This is a genomic window from Lysobacter sp. K5869 (assembly GCF_018847975.1).
Lineage (GTDB): Bacteria > Pseudomonadota > Gammaproteobacteria > Xanthomonadales > Xanthomonadaceae > Lysobacter.
This window is the reverse complement of the sequence record NZ_CP072597.1, coordinates 2,227,428-2,248,813: the sequence shown is the minus strand read 5'-3', so window position 1 is coordinate 2,248,813 and position 21,386 is coordinate 2,227,428. Positions and strand designations below refer to the sequence as shown.

The 21,386-nt window shown below is 69.0% G+C and carries 14 protein-coding genes and 2 pseudogenes; 1 reads left to right on the top strand and 15 read right to left on the bottom strand.

Translation table 11 applies throughout. The features are described 5' to 3' along the window. Positions 1 to 69: 69 nt before the first annotated feature. The 3 genes from J5226_RS09700 to J5226_RS09690 all read right to left on the bottom strand — a co-directional run bounded on the left by J5226_RS09700 (position 70) and on the right by J5226_RS09690 (position 5,038). Positions 70 to 1,137: a Nudix family hydrolase gene (locus J5226_RS09700; RefSeq protein WP_215839709.1), complete on the bottom strand. Its 1,068-nt coding sequence runs from the start codon at positions 1,135 to 1,137 to the stop codon at positions 70 to 72. Beyond that, positions 1,121 to 3,844, bottom strand: a complete 2,724-nt coding sequence (gene secA, locus J5226_RS09695) for a preprotein translocase subunit SecA (protein ID WP_215839708.1) — start codon at positions 3,842 to 3,844, stop codon at positions 1,121 to 1,123. Before secA ends, J5226_RS09700 begins: the two co-directional genes overlap by 17 nt. A gap of 282 nt (positions 3,845 to 4,126) precedes the next feature. Next, entirely contained in the window at positions 4,127 to 5,038 is a 912-nt protein-coding gene (locus tag J5226_RS09690) for a M23 family metallopeptidase (protein WP_215839707.1), read from the bottom strand. Between J5226_RS09690 and J5226_RS09685 the strand changes: the two genes are divergently transcribed. Then, positions 5,037 to 5,498 carry a DUF721 domain-containing protein gene (locus J5226_RS09685; RefSeq protein WP_215839706.1) on the top strand — a complete coding sequence of 154 codons (462 nt, stop codon included), beginning with the start codon at positions 5,037 to 5,039 and terminating at the stop codon, positions 5,496 to 5,498. The two genes, J5226_RS09690 and J5226_RS09685, sit on opposite strands and share 2 nt — an antisense overlap. 299 nt (positions 5,499 to 5,797) lie before the next feature. Here J5226_RS09685 and lpxC read toward each other — a convergent pair whose 3' ends face one another. From lpxC to J5226_RS09625, 12 genes and pseudogenes are all read right to left on the bottom strand, one after another. Further along, positions 5,798 to 6,709 (bottom strand): UDP-3-O-acyl-N-acetylglucosamine deacetylase, encoded by a 912-nt coding sequence (gene lpxC, locus J5226_RS09680; RefSeq protein ID WP_215839705.1) that lies wholly within the window; start codon positions 6,707 to 6,709, stop codon positions 5,798 to 5,800. 389 nt (positions 6,710 to 7,098) lie between these two features. Beyond that, a complete protein-coding gene (gene ftsZ / locus J5226_RS09675; protein WP_215839704.1) occupies positions 7,099 to 8,328 on the bottom strand; it encodes a cell division protein FtsZ in 1,230 nt (409 codons plus the stop codon). A gap of 248 nt (positions 8,329 to 8,576) precedes the next feature. After that, on the bottom strand, positions 8,577 to 9,812 hold the full coding sequence (gene ftsA, locus J5226_RS09670; protein WP_215839703.1) for a cell division protein FtsA: 1,236 nt from the start codon (positions 9,810 to 9,812) through the stop codon (positions 8,577 to 8,579). Positions 9,813 to 9,868: 56 nt separating this feature from the next. Continuing rightward, a pseudogene (locus tag J5226_RS09665) lies at positions 9,869 to 10,552 on the bottom strand (cell division protein FtsQ/DivIB); the annotation flags it as partial. Beyond that, on the bottom strand, positions 10,549 to 11,529 hold the full coding sequence (locus tag J5226_RS09660) for a D-alanine--D-alanine ligase (RefSeq protein ID WP_255323044.1): 981 nt from the start codon (positions 11,527 to 11,529) through the stop codon (positions 10,549 to 10,551). The gene J5226_RS09660 and the pseudogene J5226_RS09665, both read right to left, overlap by 4 nt. Further along, positions 11,526 to 12,971 carry a UDP-N-acetylmuramate--L-alanine ligase gene (gene murC / locus J5226_RS09655; RefSeq protein ID WP_215839701.1) on the bottom strand — a complete coding sequence of 482 codons (1,446 nt, stop codon included), beginning with the start codon at positions 12,969 to 12,971 and terminating at the stop codon, positions 11,526 to 11,528. Before murC ends, J5226_RS09660 begins: the two co-directional genes overlap by 4 nt. A gap of 151 nt (positions 12,972 to 13,122) precedes the next feature. Continuing rightward, positions 13,123 to 14,217 carry an undecaprenyldiphospho-muramoylpentapeptide beta-N-acetylglucosaminyltransferase gene (murG, locus tag J5226_RS09650; RefSeq protein WP_215839700.1) on the bottom strand — a complete coding sequence of 365 codons (1,095 nt, stop codon included), beginning with the start codon at positions 14,215 to 14,217 and terminating at the stop codon, positions 13,123 to 13,125. Next, entirely contained in the window at positions 14,214 to 15,503 is a 1,290-nt protein-coding gene (ftsW, locus tag J5226_RS09645; RefSeq protein WP_215839699.1) for a putative lipid II flippase FtsW, read from the bottom strand. The genes murG and ftsW overlap by 4 nt, the downstream gene beginning before the upstream one ends. Then, the gene (mraY, locus tag J5226_RS09640) at positions 15,503 to 16,588 is read right to left on the bottom strand and encodes a phospho-N-acetylmuramoyl-pentapeptide-transferase (RefSeq protein ID WP_215839698.1); all 1,086 of its coding nucleotides are present in this window, start codon (positions 16,586 to 16,588) and stop codon (positions 15,503 to 15,505) included. The genes ftsW and mraY overlap by 1 nt, the downstream gene beginning before the upstream one ends. Next, complete coding sequence (gene murF / locus J5226_RS09635) at positions 16,578 to 17,963, bottom strand: UDP-N-acetylmuramoyl-tripeptide--D-alanyl-D-alanine ligase (RefSeq protein ID WP_215839697.1); 1,386 nt, start codon at positions 17,961 to 17,963, stop codon at positions 16,578 to 16,580. Before murF ends, mraY begins: the two co-directional genes overlap by 11 nt. Continuing rightward, positions 17,960 to 19,420 (bottom strand): UDP-N-acetylmuramoyl-L-alanyl-D-glutamate--2,6-diaminopimelate ligase, encoded by a 1,461-nt coding sequence (locus J5226_RS09630; protein WP_215840372.1) that lies wholly within the window; start codon positions 19,418 to 19,420, stop codon positions 17,960 to 17,962. Before J5226_RS09630 ends, murF begins: the two co-directional genes overlap by 4 nt. Continuing rightward, positions 19,407 to 21,267 (bottom strand): annotated as a pseudogene (locus tag J5226_RS09625) (penicillin-binding protein 2); the annotation flags it as partial. The pseudogene J5226_RS09625 and the gene J5226_RS09630, both read right to left, overlap by 14 nt. Between the last annotated feature and the right edge of the window lie 119 nt (positions 21,268 to 21,386).

Here is a 21,386-nt window from a genome sequence, read left to right as displayed (position 1 = left end):
GCCACGGGAGAGCCCTCGGGCCCGACGCCTTCCGAATCCTCGCGGCCCGAACCCCGCCGCCCTACCCCCTCACGCCGGCCACAAACTCCGGATCGCCGCCACGCCCTGCGCCCCGTGCCGGCGCGCATCGACCAGATCTTCCGCGCCGAGCCCGCCGATGGCGTAGATCGGCAGCGACACCGATTCGCGCAGCGCCGCGAACGCCTCCCAGCCGATGCCCAGCGCGCTAGGGTGGCTCGGGGTCGGCTTGATCGAACCAACCACGGCGAAGTCGCAGCCGACGGCCTGCGCCGCCTGCAGCTCGCTGGCGTCGTGGCAGGATGCCGCCAGCGGCAGCTCCGCCGGCAGCGGGCGCTCGCTCAGCCCACGCAGCTGCGCCGCGCGCAGGTGCGCGCCCACGCCCAGCTCGCGCGCCAGGGCGAGGTCGGCATTGATCAGCAGTTCGGCCTTGGCCGCGCGGCAGCGCTTGGCCGCCGCCGCGGCGAGACGCTGCCAACGCGCGGGATCGGCCGCGCTCAGGGCCGGCGCGCGCAGCTGCACGCGCTTGATGCCCGCGGCCAACGCGGCCGCGAGCCCCGCCAACCAGATTTCGTCGTCGTCGCCGGGTTCCGGTGTCACCAGATAGCGGTCGGGCTGCTCCAGCGCCGCCACCACCGGCCGGTCGGCCGGCGGCATCGCGTAGCTGGCGAGCTTGTGCGGCGGCACCCAGACCAGCGCCTGCCCCTCGCGCCCGCGCGCGCTGCCGCGCCACGCGCGCACCTCGCGCACGTCCAGCACCAGACGCTTATCGGGATAGATCTGCGGCACCCGGATCAGCTCGGCGCCGATCTCGCTGTCGATGCCGAGCTCTTCGTGCAGCTCGCGGCTCAACGCCGCCTCGGGCGTCTCGCCCGGCTCGCGCTTGCCGCCCGGGAATTCCCAGAGGCCGGCCAGATCGCGGCCCTCGGTGCGGCGGGTCAGCAGGACCCGGCCGCGGGCGTCGCGGATGACGCCGGCGACCACCTCGACCACGCGCGAACGTGGTCGCGGCACCTCCGCGTCGGCGGACGCCTCGGCCGCCGCGGCGGCGGGCGCGGCGGCGTCGCGACGCCCCTCGCCCGCGCTGCGGCCGCCGGGTTGCTCAGCCCAACTGCCCATGGCAATGCTTGTACTTCTTGCCGCTGCCGCAGGGGCAAGGATCGTTGCGGCCGACATTGGCGAACGCGTCGTCCGCCAGTTGCGCCTGCTCGGCTTCCTCGTCGGCGCCGTAACCGCCGGCGCTGGCGTGCTGGAACTGCATCTGGCCCAGCTGGGCCTCGGCCTGGGCGCGTTCCTGCTGCTCCAGCGCGGCGATTTCCTCTTCGCTCTGGATGCGCACGCGCGCCAGGATCGTCACCACCTCGCGCTTGACCTTGTCCAGCATCTCCGAGAACAGCTCGAAGGCTTCCTTCTTGTATTCCTGCTTAGGCTGCTTCTGCGCGTAGCCGCGCAGGTGGATGCCCTGGCGCAGGTAATCCATGCGCGCCAGATGCTCCTTCCAGTTCTGGTCGAGCACGTTGAGCATGATGTGCTTTTCCAGCATGCGCATGGTTTCCGCGCCGAGCTGCTGCTCGCGCGCGGAGAAATGCCCGTCCACCGCCTCGTGCACCTGACGCGCGACCGCCTCGGCGTCGAGCTCCTCGGCCTTGGCCGCGGTGTCCACCAGCGGCACCTGCACGCCGAATTCCGAGGCCAGCGTGGCCTGCAGGCCCGGCAGATCCCATTGGTCGTCGACCGAATCGGCCGGCACGTGGCGCTGCACCATCTCGGCGACCACGTCGCCGCGGATGCCGTCGACGTTCTCCTGCACGCTCTCGGCTTCCAGCAACTCGTCGCGCTGGCCGTAGATCACCTTGCGCTGATCGTTGTTGACGTCGTCGAAGTCGAGCAGGTTCTTGCGGATGTCGAAGTTGTGCGCTTCCACCTTGCGCTGCGCGTTGGCGATCTGCTTGGTCACCAGCGGGCTTTCGATGATGTCGTCTTCCTTCAGGCCCATGCGCGCCATCACCTTCTGCACCCAGTCGGCGGCGAAGATGCGCATCAGATTGTCTTCGAGCGACAGATAGAAGCGCGAGGAACCCGGGTCGCCCTGACGGCCGGCGCGGCCGCGCAGCTGGTTGTCGATGCGGCGCGATTCGTGGCGCTCGGTGCCGATGATGTGCAGGCCGCCGGACGCCTTGACCGCGTCGTGGCGCTGCTGCCACTCGCCCTTCAGGCGCTTGTGGGTGACCTCGTCGACCGGCTCGTCGTTGTTCTGCGCGGCCAGATCGTGGAGCTCGGCTTCCAGCGAACCGCCGAGCACGATGTCGGTGCCGCGGCCGGCCATGTTGGTCGCGATGGTGATCGCGCCCGGACGGCCGGCCTGGGCGATGATGTTGGCCTCGCGCTCGTGCTGCTTGGCGTTGAGCACTTCGTGGTGCACGCCGGCGGACTTGAGCTGCTGGCTCAGCATTTCCGACACTTCGATCGAGGTGGTGCCGACCAGCACCGGCTGGCCGCGTTCGTGCGCGGCCTGGATCTCGGCCAGCACCGCGCGGTACTTGCCGTTGCGGTTGAGGAAGACCTGGTCGGAATGATCCTTGCGCTGGGCCGGACGGTTGGTCGGGATCACGATCACTTCCAGGCCGTAGATGCTCTGGAACTCGTAAGCCTCGGTGTCCGCCGTACCGGTCATGCCGGCCAGCTTCTTGTACATACGGAACAGGTTCTGGAAGGTGATGCTCGCCAGCGTCTGGTTCTCGCGCTGGACCGGCACGCCTTCCTTCGCTTCCACCGCCTGATGCAGGCCGTCGGACCAGCGGCGGCCCGGCAGGGTGCGGCCGGTGAATTCGTCGACGATCACCACTTCGCCGTCGCGCACGATGTAATCGACGTCGCGCTGGTAGATCGCGTGCGCGCGCAGCGCCGCGTTGAGATGGTGCACGACCGAGATGTTCTGGCCGGCGTACAGCGATTCTTCGTCGCCGATGATGCCGGCCTTGCGCAGCAGTTCTTCGGCGTGTTCCTGGCCGGCTTCGGACAGGTGCACCTGCTTGCCCTTCTCGTCGACCCAGTAATCGCCGTCGCCGTCTTCCTTCTCTTGGCGGCTCAGCGCGGGAACGATGCGGTTGACCTTGATGTACAGCTCCGGCGACTCGTCGGCCGGGCCGGAAATGATCAGCGGGGTGCGCGCTTCGTCGATCAGGATCGAGTCGACTTCGTCGACGATGGCGTAGTGCAGGCCACGCTGGAAACGGTCGTCCTTCGACAGCGCCATGTTGTCGCGCAGGTAGTCGAAGCCGAATTCGTTGTTGGTGCCGTAGGTGATGTCGGCGGCGTAGGCGGCGTGCTTATCGGCATGGTTCATGCCCGGATACACCACGCCCACGCTCAGGCCGAGCCAGTTGTAGAGCTTGCCCATCCAGGCCGAGTCGCGGCGGGCCAAGTAGTCGTTGACGGTGACCACGTGGGTGCCCTTGCCTTCCAGGGCGTTGAGGTACACCGGCAGCGTGCCGACCAGGGTCTTGCCTTCGCCGGTGCGCATCTCGGCGATCTTGCCCAGATGCAGAACCATGCCGCCGATCATCTGCACGTCGTAATGACGCATGCCCAGCACGCGCTTGGACGCTTCGCGGCAGACCGCGAACGCTTCCGGCAGCAGCTTGTCGAGCGATTCGCCGTCGGCGATGCGCTTCTGGAACTCCGGCGTCTTGGCCTGCAGTTGGGCGTCGGAGAGTTTCTCCAGTTCCGCCTCGAACGCATTGATCTTGGCGACGGATCGTTGCAGTTGGCGCAGCAGGCGATCGTTGCGGCTGCCGAAAACGCGGGTAAGCAAGCTGTTGAGCATGACGGGTCCGTGTAAAGCGAACGGGGTTGCGCGGGCGGGACGTGTTAAGAACGCGTTGCCGCCGGCAAGTTCCCCAGGAATCCAGAGGACCGCCCGATCTCGCTCGCGGTCCCCTTTTACGGGGTCCGGAAACGCAATCGGGGGCGCCATGCGCCCCCGATCGGATCGAGCCTGGTCTTTGGCCACACGCATTCTAGCGTGGGGGGCGACCTGAACGGTATCAAGGGGGAAATGCGACGGGGGAATGTGGGACTTTGCCCAATTCCACAGTTCGCGCCCCGGTCAGCCGCGCAAAGGCGACTGCTGATTGAGGAACTTCACCGGATTGACCACCCGGCCGTTCTCCCACACCTCGAAGTGCACGTGGGCGCCGGTGGAGCGGCCGCTGGAACCGGCCTTGGCCACTTCCTGGCCGGCGCGGACCAGCTCGCCGACCTTCATCAGCAGGCGCGAGTTGTGCGCGTAGCGGGTCACGTAGCCGTTGCCGTGGTCGATCTCGACGACGTTGCCGTAGCCCGAGCGCACGCCCGAATAGCTGACCACGCCGTCGGCCACGGCCAGCACCGGGTCGCCGACGTCGGCTTCGAAGTCGATGCCCTTGTGGAACGCGGCGCCGCCGTTGAACGGGTCGGCGCGGCCGCCGAAGCCGGAGGTGATGTAGCTGTTGGCGATCGGGGCGCGCGAGGGCACCGCGTTCATGTCGATCTGGCGGTTGAACAGCAGCGATTCCAGCACCGTCAGCTGCTCGCCGGAGGCCTTGAACTGCTGCTTGAGCTGGTCCATGCCGCTGTCGAGCTCGGGCTTGGACATATCGCGCACCGGACCGGCGCCGCCGACGCCGACCGGCTTGTTGAAGTCGAATTCGCCGTCCTGGAGCTGGCCGATGCGGGTCAGGCGCTCGCCCAGGGCGTTGAGGCGGTTGGCCTCGGCCTGCAGCTCGCCCATGCGCGCGGCCAGGGCGTTGATCTCGCGCTGCGCGTCGCGGCGGGTGGCGGCGATCTGTTGGTGCTGTTGCGACAGTTCGGCGCGTAGCATGCGGTTGTCGGCGATGCCGGCGCCGGCGCCGACGCAAACGCCGGTGCCCAGCAGCAGCGCGATCGCCAGCGCGGGTCGGCGGGCGCCGAGGTGGCCGCACTGCTGGAAGAAATGCCCCAGCCGTTCGCGCGTGTGCTCTACGATGGATTGATAGGTCATGAGTCCGATGTCTGATTCCAAGCCCAAAAGGCCGCCCTCGCGCCGCCCTTCCACTCCACGCATCGCTCTGGACGCGTTGATGGAGGACACCGCTGGCAACCCGATCAAGCGAGCGTTGTGGCTCGAAGATCTGGACCGTCGGTTACGCCCCTGCCTGCCGCCTTCGCTCGCCGCGCACGCGCGGCTGGCCAACTTCGAACGCGGCAGGCTCGTATACGTCGTCGATGCTCCGGTGTGGCGCGCCAAATTACGGCTCGCCGCTCCTGAAATGCTCGACGCAGCCCGGTCCGTCGGACTGAAAGCGGCCGAACTCGTCGTCAAGACGACGATTCCGCAGCCGGCGGCAGCACCGGTGCGACAGGCCAAACCCTTGTCGGCCGCGACGCAGAAAGCGTTGCAGGCCGCGCTGGACTCGCTGCGCGATCCCGATGAGTCCAAGGATCGCGGCGACGCCAGCTGACGCTCGGACGGTTCGCGCGGGGGGCGTACCGGAAGGGGCCGAGAGCCGGGTCGGGGCATCCTACTGGCCCAACCCCGGGGGTTTGTTAAACGAACGGAAGCATTCCGGAAAAGTTCCGTTAGAAAATCGTTAACCCGTCACGTGGCATTCACGAGTGTGACCTGGTTAACGTTCCTGACTTTTCTGGGCCGGCATCACGGGCCGGCAGAGACGCGCGTTCAGCTTGGAACGCGGCAAGAAAGCGCGCGGCGGGCGCGAAGTCCCGCAATGCAGCAAGGCGCTGCCGCGGCGGCGCCGGCTCAGGCCAGCGCGGTTTCGCTGCTGTAGGCGACCGGGCCGGCGTCGGTCTCGTCGAAGCTGACCAGCTCCCAGGACGAGCGCTCGGCCAGCAGGGCGCGCACCAGCTTGTTGTTGAGCGCGTGGCCGGACTTGTAGCCCTCGTAAGCGCCGATGATGGCGTGGCCGGCGAGGTAGAGATCGCCGACCGCGTCGAGGATCTTGTGGCGCACGAACTCGTCGGCGTAGCGCAGGCCGTCGTCGTTGAGCACGCGGAATTCGTCGAGCACGATCGCGTTGTCCATCGAGCCGCCCAGGCCGAGGTTGCGTTCGCGCATGTACTCCAGGTCGCGCATGAAGCCGAAGGTGCGGGCGCGGCTGACTTCGCGGATGTAGTTCTCGGTCGAGAACTCGACCTGCGCGCGCGACTGCGAGGCCGGGATCGCCGGATGGTCGAACACCACGGTGAAGCCCAGGCGGAAGCCGTCGAACGGCTCGAACCGCGCGACCTTGTCGCCGTCGCGCACTTCCACCGGGTGCTTGATGCGGATGAAGCGCTTGGGCGCGTCCTGCTCGGCGATGCCGGCGGACTGCAGCAGGAACACGAACGGACCGGCCGAGCCGTCCATGATCGGCACTTCCGGCGCGGACAGCTCGACATAGCAATTGTCGATGCCCAGCCCGGCCATCGCCGAAAGCAGATGCTCGACCGTCATGACCTTGCCGACGCCGTAGGTCAGGCCGGTGCACAGGGTGGTTTCGGTGACCAGATCGGCGCGCGCGGGCATCTCCACCACCGGATCCAGATCGGTGCGGCGGAACACGATGCCGGTATCGACCGGCGCCGGGCGCAAGGTCAGGAAGACCTTTTCGCCGCTGTGCAGACCCACGCCGGTGGCGCGGATGACGGTCTTGAGGGTGCGCTGGCGCGACATGGGCGTGGGGACTATCCGCGAAACGTTGGAATTCTTGTGGCCGGCCCGCGGCCGCCGGGGCGCGCGAGGGCGAAACAGCTAGGTGGGGCCATTACCAAACCGCGCAAGGTTAGCACGCGGATGCCTGAACCTGAACGAAAAGGACACACTGTCCCGCCGTTGTCAACAGCGCGCTTCAAACTGACCGGTCGGCCCGCGTTCCGGGCCGACCGGCCCAAAGGCCCCGACGCTTGAGCGCCGGGGCAAGATGCCCTGGGGGCCGGGGACGAGTCCGGCCCTGGGGATACCGCTAGCCGACGCGGGCGACGAACACCGGCAACGATCCGCGGCGCGGACGGTTTACAGCCGTCCGTTCCGGGTTCGCGCCGCGCGCCCTGCCCACGCGGCCGTCAGTCCGCCTGGCGGCGCAGGAACGCCGGGATGTCCAGGTAGCTGTTGTCGCTGCCGAAATCCGCCACCGCCGGGCCGGTCGGCTCCTGGCGGGCGCTGCTGCCGCGCAGGTTGCCGCCGAAGCTCGGCATCGGCGCGTGGCCGACGTCGTCCATCGCCGAGAACTCGGGCTGACCGGTGGTGGCGTTGCGCACCAACTGGATCGGCGCGCGCTGCGCTTCGCGCTCGAAGCCGTGGCCCTGGCCGCGCACCGACTGCTTGGCGACGACGCGGTTGAGGCCGGTGGCGACCACGGTGACCTTGACCTCGTCCTGCATGTCCGGGTCGAGCACGGTGCCGATGACCACGGTCGCGTCTTCGGAAGCGAAGTTCTCGATGGTGCGGCCGACCTCGTCGAACTCGGCCATGGTGAAGTCCGGGCCGGCGGTGATGTTGACCAGGATGCCGTTGGCGCCGGCCAGATTGACGTCGTCGAGCAGCGGGTTCTGGATCGCCGATTCGGCCGCGGCCTGAGCGCGGTCGTCGCCGCGCGCGGCGCCGGTGCCCATCATCGCCAGACCCATCTCGCTCATCACCGTGCGCACGTCGGCGAAGTCGACGTTGATCAGGCCCGGACGCACGATCAGATCGGCGATGCCCTGCACGGCGCCGAGCAGCACGTCGTTGGCGGCGCGGAACGCCTGGATCATGGTCGCGTTGCGGCCGAGCACGGTGATCAGCTTCTCGTTGGGGATGGTGATCAACGAATCGCAGTGGTGGCTCAGTTCCTCGATGCCCTTGAGCGCCACCTGCATGCGGCGGCGGCCCTCGAACGGGAACGGCTTGGTGACCACGGCGACGGTCAGGATGCCCATCTCCTTGGCCAGCTGCGCCACCACCGGCGCGGCGCCGGTGCCGGTGCCGCCGCCCATGCCGGCGGTGATGAACACCATGTCCGCGCCGGTCAGCGCGTCCATGATGCGCTCGCGGTCTTCCAGCGCGGCCTGACGGCCGACCTCCGGATTCGCGCCCGCGCCCAGGCCCTTGGTGACGTTGCTGCCGAGCTGCAGCTGCAGTTTGGCGCCGCAGTTCTTGATCGCCTGCGCGTCGGTGTTGGCGGTGATGAATTCCACGCCGTCGACGTTGCCGCTGACCATGTGCGCCACGGCGTTGCCGCCGCCGCCGCCCACGCCGACGACCTTGATGACCGCGTTCGGGGCCATTTTTTCAACCAATTCGAAATGTGCCATGTCCTCGTCCTCGTGTTTTATGTACAGCTAGTTATGGTTGGGGGAACCTTGCTGCGGTGGTGCGCCGTCTGTGCGGCTTGGTGGAGCGGGAACAAAAAGCGGGAATCAGGGGAACAGGGAATGGCGAGTCGCCTCGCGGCCCGGGGCATCGAGCCGGCGGGAGAAGAGAGGGGGAGCGATGGCGCCCGACCGCGGCGCACCCCGCCATTCCCTGTTCCCTTGATTCCCGTTTTTCATTCCCTGCTCCATCAAAACTCCCCGCGATACCAATTCTTCAACTTGCTCAGGAAACTCCCGGCGCGCCCGGTCGAAATCACCGGGCGGCGCGGGTTCTCGATCTGGCTGCCCATCAGCAGCAGGCCCACGCCGGTGGCGTGGACCGGATTGCCGACCACTTCGCCCAAGCCGGTGACGTGCTGGGGAATGCCCACGCGCACCGGCATCTGCAGCATTTCCTCGGCCAGCTCGACCACGCCTTCCATCTTCGCGGCGCCGCCGGTCAGGACCATGCCGGCACGCACGTGGTGCTCGAAACCCGAGCGGCGCAGTTCGGCCTGGATCATTTCGAAGATTTCCTCGTAGCGCGCCTGCACCGCCTGCGCCAGCGAGTGGCGCGGCATGCGCCGCGGCGGACGGTCGCCGACGCTGGGCACCTGGATCGATTCCTCGGCGGTCGCCATCTGCGCCAAGGCGCAGGCGTAGCGGACCTTGATCTGCTCGGCCTCCGGAGTCGGCGTGCGCAGCATGTGGGCGATGTCTTCGGTGACCTTGTCGCCGGCGATCGGCAGGCTCGCGCTGTGGGCGATCGCGCCCTGCACGAACACCGAGATGTCGGTGGTGCCGGCGCCGATGTCGACCAGGATCACGCCGAGCTCGCGCTCGTCGTTGGTCAGCACCGCGTTGCTGGAAGCCAGCACGCCCAGGATCAGGTCGTCCACCTGCAAACCGCAGCGCTGCACGCACTTGCTGATGTTGGCCGCGGCCGATTGCGCGCACACCACCAGGTGCGCGTGCACCTCCAGGCGCACGCCGGTCATGCCGACCGGGTTGCGGATGCCTTCTTGCGAATCGTCGAGCACGTAGTCGCGCGGGATCGCGTGCAGGATCTTCTGGTCGGCCGGGATCGCCACCGCCTTGGCCGCTTCCAGCACTCGGTCGAGATCGCCGTAGGTGACCTCGCCGTCGCGGATCGGGGCGATGCCCTGTGAGTTGCGGCACTGGATGTGGTTGCCGGAGATCGAGGCGTAGACCGAGCGGATCTCGCAGCCGGCCATCAGCTCGGCTTCCTCGATCGCGCGCTGGATCGACTGCACGGTGGATTCGATGTCCACGACCACGCCGCGCTTAAGCCCGCGCGATTCGTGCGAACCGATGCCGATCACCTCGATCGGATTTCCAGGCGAATACTCGCCCACCAGCGCCACCACCTTGGAGGTGCCGATGTCGAGGCCAACGATGAGCGACTTGTCGCCTTTGCGGTTCATGACTGTCCTTGCTGCTTCGGTGCGGCCGCCGGCGCCTGTTGCGCCGGCGCCCACGTCAGCGAAAAACCATTGGTGTAGCGAAGATCGGCGCGTTCGAGCACCTGCGCCTTCTGCGCGGTGAGCTGCGGCAGCATGTGCACGAAGCGGCTCAGGCGCGAACGCTGCTCGGTGCGGCCGATGACGATGCGCGCGCCGTTGCTCAGGCCCATCGTCCAACTGCCGCGCTGATCGACTTCCAGATCGCGCACTTCCAGCCCGACCGGGGCGAACAGTTCGCGCGATTCGTTGTACAGCGCCACCACGTCGGCGACCCGGGCGTCGGGTCCGCCGAACTGCGGCAGCTTGTCGGGCACCTGCAAGTGCTGGCCGATCGGGAACAGGCGGCCCTGTTCCGACAGCAAGCGGTCCTGGCCCCAGCGCGCGAACGGCTTGTGCTCGATCACCGTCACTTCCAGCACGTCCGGCCAGCGCTTGCGCACCTCGGCGCGCTCGACCCACGGCAGCTTCGACACCGCGTCCTGCGCCTTGGGCAGGTCGACCGCGAAGAAGCCGCGCTGGGCGAACGGCAGCAAGGTCTTGCGCAGCGCCGTCGCGTCCACCCGCTCGAACTCGCCGGTCACGCGCAGGCGCTTGAGCGGCCACTGGTTCGCGCCGATCCAGCCGTTCAACACGGCCACGACCGGCAGCGCCACCAGAGCCAGCGCCAGCACCCACCCGACCAGCCGCAGCAGAGCGTTCACGCCGCGCCACCTCCCGCGATCACGGTGGCTTCCAGCACGCGCCAGCACAGCTCGTCGTACTCGATGCCGATCTGGCGCGCGGCCTTGGGCACCAGCGAGTGGCTGGTCATGCCCGGCGCGGTGTTCACTTCGATCAGATAGAACTTACCGCTGCGGTCGCGCATGAAATCGACGCGGCCCCAGCCCTTGCAGCCGGCGGCGACGAAGGCCTGCATCGCCAGGCGGCGGATTTCGTCTTCGGCGGCGCCGTCCAGGCCCGGACACAGGTACTGCGTGTCCTCGGCGATGTACTTGGCATGATAGTCGTACCACTCGCCCTTGGGCACGATCCGGATCGACGGCAGCGCGGTGTAGCCCTCGCCGTCGATCAGCACCGCGACGGTGAGTTCGTCGCCGACGATCATCTGCTCCATCAGCATCTCGCCGGGATAGCGCGCGGCCAGATCCACGGCTTCGTCGATGTCGGCGTCCTTCAGCACCCGCGACACGCCGACGCTGGAGCCTTCGCACGAGGGCTTGATGATGACCGGCAAGCCGATTTCCTGCGCCGCGGCGTGCACGTCGTCGCCCTTGGCGATGCGCTTGAAGCGCGGGGTCGGCAGGCCGGAGCCGATCCACACCTGCTTGGTGCGGATCTTGTCCATCGCCAGCGCCGAACCGAGCACGTCCGAGCCGGTGTAGGGAACGCCGAGCGCTTCGAGCACGCCCTGCAGCACGCCGTCTTCGCCGCCGCCCTTGTTGCCGTGCAGGATGTTGAACACGCGGTCGACGCCGCCGACGCGGATGTGTTCGATCAACGCCGGAATGCCGTCGACGCCGAACGCGTCCACGCCGCGCGAGCGCAGCGCGTCGAGCACGCCGCGGCCGGAATCCAGCGACACCTCGCGCTCGGCGCTGGTGCCGCCCATGAGCACGGCCACGCGGCCGAACACGGCCGGATCGGTGACGCGCAGCGGGGCGAACTTCACGACACTCACTTCGACTCTCCTTGGAAACCGTTGCTGGCGAGTTGCTGGGCCGCGGCGCCGATGTCGCCGGCGCCCATCAGCAACAGCAGATCGCCGTCGTTCAGTACGTCGGGCAGCACGCTGGCCAGATCGCCGGCGGCGCCGACCACGACCGGGTCGATGCGGCCGCGCGCGCGGATCGCGCGCGCCAGCGACTTGGCGTCGGCGCCGGCGATCGGCGCTTCGCCGGCCGGATAGACCTCGGTCAGCACCAGCGCGTCCACCGACGACAGCACCGCGGCGAAGTCGTCGAACAGGTCGCGGGTGCGGCTGTAGCGGTGCGGCTGGAACGCGACCACCAGACGCTTGTCCGGCCAACCGCCGCGGGCGGCGGCGAACACCGCTTCCAGTTCCTTCGGGTGATGGCCGTAGTCGTCGACCAACTGCACGGTCGCGCCCTTCTCGGTCTTGATCTGCGCCAGCAGGTTGAAGCGGCGGCCGATCCCGGCGAACTTCTCCAGCGCGCGCGCGATCGCCTCGGGCTGCACGCCGAGCTGCCACGCCACCGACGCGGCGGCCAGCGCGTTGAGCACGTTGTGGCGGCCCGGTAGCGCCAAGGTCACCGCGGTGCGGGTGGCGTCGGGCAGGCACAGGGTGAAGCGCATCGCGCCGCCGTGCTGGCTGACGTCCTCGGCGCGCACGTCGGCCTCTTCGCTGAAACCGTAGGTCATCACGTGGCGCGGGGTGTCCGCGGCCAGCTTGGCGACATTGGCGTCGTCGATGCACAGCACCGCCAGGCCGTAGAACGGCAGCCGGTGCAGGAACTCCTCGAACGCGGCCTGGACCTTGGCGAAGTCGCCGCCGTAGTTCTCCAGGTGATCGGCGTCGATGTTGGTGACGATGGCGATCTGCGGGTTCAGGCGCAGGAAGCTGCCGTCGCTCTCGTCGGCCTCGGCCACCAGCCACTGGCCGCCGCCGAGGCCGGCGTTGGCGCCGGCGGCGAGCAGCTTGCCGCCGATCACGAAGGTCGGGTCGATGCCGCCTTCGGCCAGCACGCTGGCGGTCAGCGAGGTCGTCGTGGTCTTGCCGTGGGTTCCGGCCACGGCGATGCCGCGGCGGAAGCGCATCAGCTCGGCCAGCATTTCCGCGCGCGGCACCACCGGAATGCGCTGGGCGCGCGCTTCCATCAGTTCGGGGTTGTCGCGCTTGATCGCGCTGGACACCACCACGCAGTCGGCGCCGAGCACGTTCGCGGCGGCGTGGCCGCGGTGCACGGTCGCGCCCATCGCGGCGAGGCGACGGGTCACGGCGTTGTCGGCCATGTCCGAACCGGAGACCTGATAGCCCAGCGTGCACATGACTTCGGCGATGCCGCTCATGCCGGTGCCGCCGATGCCGACGAAGTGCACGCGCGGGAACGCCTTGGCCAGATCGCCGGTGTGCTGCAGGCGGCGGCGGAGGGCGGTGCTCATGGCGTTGAATCCGGGAATGGGGAATAGGGATTAGGGAATGGAGGCAAACGCGTCGATCTTGTAGTGATGTTTGGAACGAACCGGCGAACGGCCCAGCGAACGGGCGACTGCCCATTCCCTGTTCCCTGTTCCCCGTTCCCCGCTCGAATACTCATCGCGCCACCTCCAGCACCGCATCGGCGACGCGTTCGGCCGCATCGGGCTTGGCGATCTCGCGCGCGGCTTCGGCCATCTGCAGCAGCACGCCGCGTTCGGCCAGGATTTCGATGGTCGCCGACAGGCGCGCGCCGAGGTCGTCGCCGGCCTGCGGCAGCAACTGCGCCGCGCCGCGGTCGACCAGGTAACGCGCGTTCTTGGTCTGGTGGTCGTCCACGGCTTGCGGGAACGGCACCAGCACGCTGCCGACGCCGGCCGCGCACAGTTCGGCCAAGGTCAGCGCGCCAGCGCGGCAGACCACGAGGTCGGCCCACGCGTATGCGGCCGCCATGTCGGCGATGAAAGGCTCCAGCGACGCGGCGACGCCGGCCTTCGCATAAGCCTCCTGCGCATCGGCCAGCAATTTCTCGCCGCACTGGTGGCGCACTTCGCACGGCACCCGGCCGCGCAGGCCGGCGACGGCTTCGGGCACCGCGCGGTTCAAGGCGCGCGCGCCCTGGCTGCCGCCCAGCACCAGCAGCTTGAGTGGGCCGCTGCGGTCGGCGAAGCGCTGCGCCGGCGGCGCGATCGCGGCGATTTCCGCGCGCACCGGGTTGCCGACCACGTCGTCGTTCGGGCCGAACGTGTCGGGGAAACCGGTCAGCACGCGCCGCGCCAGACGCGACAGCACGCGGTTGGTCATGCCCGGCGCGCGGTTTTGTTCGTGCACGATCAGCGGCAGCCCGGCCAGCCGCGCGGCGAGGCCGCCGGGGCCGGCGGCGTAACCGCCGAAGCTCACCACCGCGCGCGGCTGGCGCTGGCGCAGCACGCGGCCGGCCGCGCGCACCGAGGCGGCGATGCGCAGCGGCGCGCGCAGCAGCGTGGCGAGCCCCTTGCCGCGCACGCCGCTGATCGCGAGCGTGTCGATGTCGATGCCGTGCTGCGGCACCAACCGGGTTTCCATGCCGCCGTCGGCGCCGAGCCAAGCGACCGGCACGCCCTTCGCGCGCAGCGCCTTGGCGACGGCCAGCCCCGGGAAGATATGCCCGCCGGTGCCGCCGGCGAGGATCAGCACGGGCCGCTCGCTGGAGTTCTTGCGCGGCTCGCTCATGCGGTCCTCCCGAGCGCGGGCTCGACCCGGTCGCGCAGGCGGCTGGTGCCGCGCGCAGCGCCCGCGGCGGCCGCGGCCGGCGCCGGGCTCGCGGTCGCCGGCGCGCCGCCGGCGGCTTCGCCGCGCAGGCGCGCGACCTGACGCTGGGCGCGGTCGAGTTCGTAGGACACGCGCAGCAGCACGCCGAGCGCGGCGCAGCTCATCAGCACGCTGGAGCCGCCGTAGGAAATCATCGGCAAGGTCAGGCCCTTGGTCGGCAGCAGGCCCAGGTTCACGCCGATGGAGACGAAGCTCTGCAAGCTCATCCACAGCGCGATGCCGAAGGCGATGTAGCCGGAGAAATGGCGGCGCATCTCCACGCACTTCAAGCCGACCCACAGCGCGCGGCCGGCCAGCAAGGCGTACAGGCCGACCACGCCGATCACGCCGACGAAGCCGAATTCCTCGGCGATCACCGCCATGATGAAGTCGGTGTGCGCTTCGGGCAGGTACTGCAGCTTCTGCACCGACGCGCCGAGGCCGACGCCGGTCCACTCGCCGCGGCCGACCGCCATCAAGGCGTTGGTGAGCTGGTAACCGGTGCCGAACGGGTCGCTCCACGGGTTCATGAAGGAGGTCAGGCGGATCACTCGGTAGGGCTCGGCGATGGCGATCACCGCCAGCACCGGCAGGCCGATCAACACCGGGCCGAACATGCGCGGCATGTTGACGCCGCCCAGCACCAGCATGCCGGCGGTGATCGCCAGCAGCAGCGAGGACGAACCGAAGTCCGGCTGCATCAGCAACAGGCCGACCAGCACGATGGCCACGCCGATCGGCTTGAGCATCGCGCCCCAGGTGGCCGAGATGTCCTCGCTGAAGCGCTTGAGGTAGCTCGCCAGCCAGATGATGTAGAGCAGCTTGACCGCTTCCACCGCCTGGAAGCCGATCACGCCGAGATTGATCCAGCGCCGCGCGCCGTTGACCTGACGGCCGATGCCCGGAACGAACACCGCCACCAGCAGCACCACGCACACCAGCAGCAGCCACTGGTTGTGCTGTTCGATGGTCTTGAGCTCGGTGCGCATCAGCCAGATGCCCAAGGCCAGACCGATCGCCAGGAACATCAGGTGGCGAGTGAGGAAATAGAACGGGTCCACCGCATGGGTGTTGGCCACGCCCAGCGAGGCCGAGCCGACCATGATCACGCCCACGCACGCCAGCGCCGCGGACGCGGCGAGCAGCCACGGGTCGTAACGACCGTGGATCGCTTCGAGTCTCGTCGCCTGGCGCGCGGTGTTTTCCATCAGCGGACCTTGAGGGTGGCCAGACCGACCAGCACCAACACCACCGAGATGATCCAGAAGCGCACGATCACGCGCGGCTCCGGCCAGCCCTTGAGTTCGAAGTGGTGATGGATCGGCGCCATGCGGAACACGCGCTTGCCGGTCAGCTTGAACGAGGCGACCTGGATCATCACCGACAGGGTTTCGATGACGAAGATGCCGCCCATGATCACCAGCACCAGTTCCTGGCGCACGATGATGGCGATGGTGCCGAGCACCGCGCCCAGCGCCAGCGCGCCGATGTCGCCCATGAACACCATCGCCGGGTAGGTGTTGAACCACAAAAAGCCCAGGCCCGCGCCGGCGATGGCCGCGCAGATGATGATGAGCTCGCCGGCGCCCGGCACCGCCGGGATCTGCAGGTACTTGGAGAACTCGGCGTGGCCGGAGGCGTAAGCGAAGATGCCCAGCGCGCAAGCCACCAGCACGGTCGGCATGATCGCCAGACCGTCGAGGCCGTCGGTGAGGTTGACCGCGTTGGAGAAGCCGACGATCCACAGATAGGCCAGGGCGACGAAGCTGACCCCGGCCAACGGCAACGCCACCGACTTGAACAGCGGCACGTAGAAGGTCGTCGCCGCCGGCACGTCGGCGTACAGCCACAGGTACAGGCCGGCGGCGAGGCCGAAGATCGACTGCAGCAGGTACTTCCAGCGCGACTTCAAACCGTTGGGATCGCGGCGGACGATCTTGATCCAGTCGTCGTACCAACCGATCGCGCCGAACGCCAGCATCACCAGCAAGACGATCCACACATACTTATTGCGCAGATCGCCCCAAAGCAGCACCGAGGCCATCACCGTGAACAGGATCAGCGCGCCGCCCATGGTCGGCGTGCCGGCCTTGGAGAAGTGCGACTGCGGGCCGTCCTTGCGGATCGGCTGGCCGCCCTTGAGCTGGCCGAGCTTGCGGATCACCGCCGGGCCCCACCACAGCGACAGCGCCAGCGAGGTCAGCGCGCTGAGGATGCCGCGGAAGGTCAGGTATCCGAAGATGTTGAACAGGCTTTGCAGCTGTTCGAGCCATCGAGTCAATTCAAGCAACATGCGTCGTGCCCTCCCCCGGCCGGTGTGCCGACAACAACGCCGTCACGATCTTGTCCATCGCACTGCTGTGCGAACCTTTCACCAACACCCGCACGCCGGCGGCGAGTTCCGCGCTCAGCGCCGCGGCCAGTTCGTCGTGGCTGGCGAAGGTGCGCGCGCCCTCGCCGAACGCGGCGGCCGCGGCCGCCGGCAGTTCGCCGAGCGCGTACAGCCGGCGCAGGCCGGCGGCCTTGGCGCGGCGGCCGATTTCGGCGTGCATGGCGACTTCCTCGTTGCCGATCTCGCGCATCGCACCGAGCACTAGCCAGTTCTCGCCGCCCATCTCGGCCAGCGTGTCGATCGCCGCGCCGGTCGAACCCGGGTTGGCGTTGTAGCTGTCGTCGATCAGCACCGCGCCGTTGGGCAGGCGGTGGGTGATCAAACGGCCGTCGACCGGCTGCGCGGCGTTGAGGCCGTCGGCGATGTGCTGCAGCGACACGCCCGCGCCCAGCGCCAACGAGGCGGCGGCGAGCGCGTTGCGCACGTTGTGGCGGCCGACCATCTTCAGCGCGATCTCCGCGCGACCCAGTGGGGTGACCAGCGCGAACGTAGAACCTTCCGTGCCGACGCGAACGTCCGAAGCGGTGACCTCGGCGCTGGCGTCCAAGCCGAAACGAATCACCCGCCGTCCCGCCGCGCGCTGCTCGAAATACGGCGCGAACGCATCGTCGGCATTGATCGCCGCGGCGCCATCGGCCGCCAGCGCGTCGTAGATCGCCGCCTTGGTGTCGGCGATGCCGAGCAGGCTGCCCATGCGCTCCAGATGCGCCGGGGCGATGTTGTTGACCAGCGACACGTCGGGCTTGGCCACGCGCACCAGGTACGCGATGTCGCCCGGCTTGCCGGCGCCCATCTCGTAGATCGAGTAGCGCGCGTCTTCCGGCGCGTCGAGCACCGCCAGCGGCAGGCCGATCTCATTGTTGCGGTTGCCCGGGGTCGCGTAGGTCTTGCCGGCGCGCTCCAGGATCGCCGTGGTCAGCGCCTTGACGCTGGTCTTGCCGTTGCTGCCGGTGATCGCGACCACGACGTTGCCGGCGCGCTGCGCCTGCACGCCGGCAGCCAGATCGGCCAGCGCCTGCTGGGTGTCGGCGACGATCACCTGGGCGATGGGCGCGTCGATTTCGCGCGACACCAATGCCGCGGCGACCGCGGTGCGGGCCAGCCCGGCGACGTGATCGTGGCCGTCGAACCGCTCGCCCTTGAGCGCGACGAACAACGCCGCGCCGTCGGCCGGCAGCGCGCGGGTGTCGGTGCACACGGCGTCGATCGCGACATCGGCGCCGTGCAAACGGCCGCCGGTGAGCTGCGCGATTTCGCTGAGGCTCAAACGCTTCATGCGCGAGCCTCCAGCGCGGCGCGCGCGATCAAGGTGTCGTCGAAAGGATGCCGCACGCCGTGGATTTCCTGATAAGGCTCGTGGCCCTTGCCGGCCACCAGCACGATGTCGTCGGGGCCGGCTTCGGCGATGGCGCGCCCGATCGCCTCGCGGCGGTCGCGCAGCACGACCGCACGCTGCGGATCGCGGAAGCCTTGCAAAATGTCGGCGACGATGACGTCGCCGTCCTCGCCGCGCGGGTTGTCGTCGGTGACGATGGCCAGATCGGCGCCGTGTTCGGCGATCGCCGCCATCTGCGGGCGCTTGCCGCGGTCGCGCTCGCCGCCGCAGCCGAACACGCAGATCAGCCGCGCCTGCGCGTGCGCGCGCAGCGAGGCCAGCGCTTGTTCCAGCGCGTCGGGCGTGTGGGCGTAGTCGATCACCACCAGCGGCAGGCGGCCGTCGCCGCCGAGGCGATTCATGCGGCCGTGGATGGGTTCGAGCTGCGACAGGATCCGCGCGATGGTCGCCGGTTCCTGCTCCAGCGCGTACAGCGCGCCGGCCACCGCCAACAGGTTGTCGACGTTGAAGCGGCCGAGCAGGCGCGAAGCCACCGGATGCGACTTGCCGCCGGCGACCAGATCGAAACCGATGCCGCGGCTGTCGAAGCTCAGCTTGTCCGCGCGCAGGGTCGCGCCGGCCTGTCCGCGCGAGCTCAAGCCGATGCCGCGCACGCGCTTGGGCAGTTGCGCGATCAGCTCGCGGCCGAACTCGTCGTCGAGATTGATCGCCGCCGCCTTCAGCCCCGGCCACGCGAACAGCCGCGCCTTGGCCGCGCCGTAGCTGGCCATGTCGCCGTGGTAGTCGAGATGGTCGCGGGTGAGATTGGTGAACACGCCGACGTCGAAATGCACGCCGGCGACGCGGCCCTGGTCGAGCGCGTGCGAGGACACTTCCATCGCCACCGCGGTCGCGCCGGCGTCGCGCATGCCGGCCAGCAACTCGTGCAGCGGCAGCACCAGCGGCGTGGTGAAGCCGTTCGGCACCACCTGGCCGTACAAGCCGGCGCCGAGCGTGCCGACGGTGCCGCAGGAAACGCCGAGCAAATGCCAGGCCTGCGCGATCAGCTGCACGGTCGAGGTCTTGCCGTTGGTGCCGGTGACGCCGACCACGCTCATCGCCTCGCTGGCGCGGCCGTGGAAGGCGTCGCCCATCTCGCCCAGGCGCGAACGCAGCCCGGGCACGGCGATGGCGTCGGCCGGCGCGGGCAGATCGTCCGGCGCCGGCGGTTCGAACAGGATCGCCGCGGCGCCGGCCGCGCGCGCCTGATCGACGAACTTGAGCCCGTGCGCGCCGAAGCCGGCGATGGCGACGAACGCGTCGCCCGGACGCACCGCGCGGCTGTCCATCACCAACCCATCGATGCGCAGATCGCCGGGGATACCGGCGACGTCGGGCAACAGATCGGCGAGCCGCATCGAGCGGGTCATCGCGCGCCTCCGTGTGCGGAGGCTTGCGCCACCGCGGCCGGGGTGCCGGCGGCGAGCGGCGCGGTGTCGGGCCTGACCGCGGGCTTGGGCTTGGGCGCGACGGCGGCCGCGCGCGTCGCCGCGGGCACGACCGGGCCGGCGGGCTTGCCGCCGTTCTGCTTCTGCCGCTTGGCCTCGGCCGCGGCCTGCACCGCCAGCCAGGTTTCGATGTCGTCCGGCGCCACGTCCATCAGGCGCAGCGCGCCGTCCATGACGTTGCGGAACACCGGGCCGGACACCGAACCGCCGTAGTAGCCCTTCTTGGTCGGATCGGGTTCGCTGACCACCACCACCATCGAGAAGCGCGGCTTCTCCACCGGCACCACGCCGGCGAACAGCGACACGTACTTCTTGGAATAGCCGCCGGTGGCGCTGAACTTGCGCGTGGTGCCGGTCTTGCCGGCGACGTGATAGCCCAGGATCGCCGCCTGCTTGGCGGTGCCGCCCGGCTCGGTCACGGTCTGCATCATGCGCATGATTTCGCCGGCCACGACCGGCTCGAGCACCTGCTTGCCCTCGTTGCGTTGGCCCTTGACGAAGGTCGGCGCGATCAGCTGGCCGCCGTTGGCCATCGCCGCATAGACCATCGCGATCTGCAGCGGCGTCGCCGACAGGCCGTAGCCGTAGGACATCGTCGCCTTGGTGGTGCCGCTCCAACGCTGCGGCGGCGCCAGCAGACCCGAGGATTCGCCCGGAAAACCGCTGCCCGGCTTGCTGCCGTAACCGAAGTTGTGGATGAACTGGTAGTAGTAATCGTTAGGCAACGGCAGCGCGAGCTTGGCCGCGCCCACGTTCGAGCTCTTGGTGATGACGCCGGTGACGGTCAGCACGCCGTTGTTGTGGGTGTCGGTGATGCGATAGCGCCCGTTCGGCATCCAACCCGGCGTGGTGTTGACCAGGGTCGCCGGCGTCACCGTGCCCTTGCTGAGCGCGGCGGCCACCGTGATCGGCTTCATCGTCGAACCCGGCTCGACCACGTCGGTGACCGCGCGGTTGCGGTGCGTGTCGCGGTTGCCCGCGCCCGGCAGGTTCGGGTTGTAGGTCGGCAGATTGGCCATCGCCAGCACTTCGCCGGTTTCGATGTCCAGCACCACGGCCGACGCGCTGGACGCGCCGGTGTCGTTGAGCGCGCGGCGCAGCTCGCGGTAGGTCAGGTACTGGATGCGGCGGTCCAGGGTCAGGGTGATGTCCTTGCCCGGCTCGGCGCTGCGCACCAGATCGACGTTCTCGACGATGTTGCCGGCGCCGTCGCGGATCACCCGCTTGCTGCCCGGCTTGCCGCGCAGTTCGTGGTCGAACGCGAGCTCCAGGCCTTCCTGGCCGCGGTCGTCGATGTTGGTGTAGCCCAGCACGTGCGCCATCGCTTCGCCCTGCGGGTAGAAGCGGCGGAACTCGCGCTGCGAGAACACGCCCGGCACCTTCAGCGCCAGGATCCGGCGCGCCTCGTCGGGGTTGATCCGGCGCTTGAGGTACATGAACTCCTTGCCCGAACGCTGCGCCAGCTTGCGCGCGAGTTCGTCCTGGGCCACGCCCAGCGCCTTGGCCAGCTCGGGCAGTCGCTCGGTGTTCTTGGCCAGTTCCTTCGGGTTCGCCCACACCGATTCCACCGGCGTGGACACCGCCAGCGGCTCGCCGTTGCGGTCGGTGATCATGCCGCGCGAGGTCGGGATCGGGATTTCGCGCAGCGAGCGCGCATCGCCCTGCTGGCGATAGAAATCGTTGCTGATGACCTGCAGGTCCAGCGCGCGGCCGACCAGCGCCACCGCGCACAGGCCGAGCGCGCCGCCGACCAGCATCAGCCGGTTGCGCAGGTTGAATTGCAGGTTGCGGCCGCGCGGCTTGTTGTTGCGGCTGCGCTCCTCGCGCAGGCGGGCGAAGCCGTCGCCGAGGTTTTCGACCAGACGGTCCAGCCCGC